The 3,085-nt window shown below is 64.0% G+C and carries 2 protein-coding genes; both read left to right on the forward strand.

Annotated elements, in window-relative coordinates; translation table 11 throughout:
- Nucleotides 1-332 precede the first annotated feature (332 nt).
- Nucleotides 333-1,619 carry a GGDEF domain-containing protein gene (locus ABNU97_RS17560; RefSeq protein ID WP_348767958.1) on the forward strand — a complete coding sequence of 429 codons (1,287 nt, stop codon included), beginning with the start codon at nucleotides 333-335 and terminating at the stop codon, nucleotides 1,617-1,619.
- 75 nt (nucleotides 1,620-1,694) lie between these two features.
- Entirely contained in the window at nucleotides 1,695-3,080 is a 1,386-nt protein-coding gene (gene hemN / locus ABNU97_RS17565) for an oxygen-independent coproporphyrinogen III oxidase (protein WP_348767959.1), read from the forward strand.
- Nucleotides 3,081-3,085 lie beyond the last annotated feature (5 nt).

The following is a 3,085-nucleotide window of genomic DNA, read 5'->3' on the forward strand; positions in this document are numbered from 1 at the left end:
CCGAGCTTGACCTGCCAATGAGGCAGGCGCTGCGCTCGGACGCCTTGCCGCACCGCCTGTGAGGACTCGAACGCGAACCGCGAGAGGTTATGCAGAGCTTCCTTAAGGCGGTGCCTGTACAGGCGCACCACAACACAGTCGGTCGAGAGATCCGTCATAGAGCGTCTGTATGCCATGTCATGCGCCCGCTGGCCAGCGGCCGGCAAAACCGCGACCCGTGGCCGTTGTTCTTGCGTCGAACGTCTGCGGCCGCCGGCGCGGTTTGAGCGGATGACTCAAGTCCAGACGCAGTAACGCCGATAGTTATCGACCTGCCTAGAACCCCTGCCTACATGAGCCGTATGCGCCCGCCTGACACGTCGAGTCGTTCGGCGGATGCACGATCGCAAGCGGCGTCCGTTGCCCTGGGCAGTGCACCGGCGACGCTGCCCGGGCGGTATCGGCTTTCGTTCTGGCGCGCGGAGTTCATCGATCGCGAGACCGAGCAGCGCTATCGAGGCCATGTCGAAGCGTCGGTTGCGGTCTATGTCAGCCGGGCACTGGTGATCTGGGGCGTGCTGTGGCTGTTTTTCGGGCTGAGCGATTACTACCAGTTCGGCATGTCGTTCATGCTCGGCTGTGCGTGGGCGGTTCGAATCGGCCTGTTCTGTGCGCTGTTCGGTGCAGCGATACTCGTGCGGCGACGCCCCGCGCTCGCCACATCGGGGCTGATCATGACGCCGGCCATGCTGCTGGGCATCACCTCGTTCTTCGGGCTGTATTTTGTCAGCCCCGACGAACATATCCGCTGGCTGGCGGCGGTGACCATGGCCTTGATCATCGAACTGTTCGTGCTGTTTCCGAACCGGGTGGTCTATACGGTGGGCGTGGCCGGCTATACGATCGTGGGCACGCTGGTTTGCGTTGCGCTCAACATCAGCGAAACCGCTCCGCTACGGATGCTCATCCTGGCCGAGTTGCTGGTGATCCCCGCCGTATCCGGCTGGTTTGCCGCGCAGCGATTCGAGACCACGCGGCGGCGCGAATTCATGGCGCTGGAACAGGCCGAAGCAGAAATCGATCGGCGCACCGCTCTTGAGGTCCAGCTCCAGAAGCAGGCCCGTACCGATCCGCTGACCGGCGCCTGCAACCGCCGTGCCTATGCCGACGCGGCCGAGCGAGAAATGGCCGTGTCGCGCGCATCGGGCCGTGCATTGTCTTTCGTGATGCTCGACCTCGACCACTTCAAGCGCGTCAACGACACCTATGGCCATGCCACGGGCGATGCCGCACTCGTAGCCACCGCCAACCTGTGTCGCGACATCCTCGGCGCACGCGATATCTTCGGCCGCCTGGGCGGTGAGGAATTTCTGATCATTCTGCCCGACACGGATCATGCCCAGGCCTTTGCGGTTGCCGAAACCATCCGCGCTCGTCTGGCTCGCCGCGGTATCGTCGACGCTGCCCCGGGGCTTCGCCTGACCGCCACGCTGGCAGTCACCGAACTCGAGCCGGACGATCAGACTGTGGACGACGTGCTGCGCAGGGCCGATGCCATTCTCTATGCCGGCAAGAACGCCGGCCGCGATCGCGTCCAGGCGGCCGAGCATGTCCCTCTGCGACCGGCGGCCACTGTCTAGAAATTGATCGAGATCAAATTGTGGCGGCGTCGACACCGCTAACCTGCGCAGCTCATATCATCGCGGACGTACGCTATGGGCTCATCGCTGTCTTTCGACCTGGATCTGATCCGCCGCTACAGCGGTAGCGGGCCGCGTTATACGTCCTATCCCACCGCACCGCATTTCGCGGCCGAGTTCGGCGAAGCCGCCTACCGCGAGCGCGCGGCGGCGAGCAATGCCGTCGGCGGGCCGCTGTCGCTCTATCTGCACCTGCCGTTCTGTTCCAGCCCGTGCTTCTATTGCGCCTGCACGCGGGTGATTACGCGCCAGCCGCAGGTCATCGACCGGTATGTCACCGCCCTGCGCCGCGAGATCGCCCTGCAGGGCGGGTTGTACGACGAGGGCCGTCGCGTGTCGCAGCTGGCCTGGGGTGGCGGGACGCCAACGTATCTCACCCCCGCCCAGATGACGGCCCTCATGACCGATCTGGATACGCACTTCGATCTCGACAGCAGCGATGGGCGTGAATTCACCATGGAAATCGACCCGCGCACGGTGGATACCGGCTCGATCGGGCTCATGGCCGAACTCGGCTTCAATCGCGCCAGCCTGGGTGTGCAGGATTTCGATATCGACGTGCAGCGGGCCGTAAACCGTATCCAGTCGAAGGATCAGGTCGCGCGCGTGCTCGACGAACTGCGTCGCGTGGGCTTTCAGTCGGTCAACTTCGATCTGATCTACGGGCTGCCGCGCCAGTCGGTAATGGGCTTCAACGCCACGCTCAGCGAAGTCATTCTGCGCCGGCCCGATCGCATCGCGCTCTACAGCTATGCCCATATGCCGCAGCTGTTCTCCGCCCAGCGCCAGATCCACGATGAAGACATGCCCAGCGCCGAAACCAAGCTCGCGCTCATGGCGCTGGCGATCGAACGGCTGACCACGGCCGGCTATGTCTATATCGGCATGGACCATTTCGCGCTGCCCGACGACGAACTGGCCGTGGCCCAGCGCGAGGGCCGGCTGTATCGTAATTTCCAGGGTTATTCGACGCACCGTGGCTGCGATCTCGTGGGCATGGGCATGAGCGCCATTTCCAGCGTGGCCGACAGCTACAGCCAGCACGGCAAGAGCATTCCGGATTACCAGCAGGCGCTGGCCGAGGACCGCCTGCCGGTCCAGCGTGGCGTGCAGCTCAGCGACGACGATCGCCTGCGTCGCGACGTCATCCAGGGGCTGATGTGCCACAGCCGGCTCGATTTCGCGCCCATCGAGGCACGCCACGGCATCGTCTTCAACGAGCATTTCGCGGACGAACTCGAATCCCTGCGTGCACTGACCGACGATGCGCTGATTCGCGTGGACGGCGAGGGTATCGACATTCTCGATCGCGGCCGGCTGCTATTACGCCCGATCGCGATGGTCTTCGACGCCTATCTCAAACAGCGCGAAACGCCGGCCCGGTTTTCGCGGGTGATCTGAATAAG

Source organism: uncultured Salinisphaera sp., assembly GCF_964012375.1.
GTDB lineage: Bacteria > Pseudomonadota > Gammaproteobacteria > Nevskiales > Salinisphaeraceae > Salinisphaera.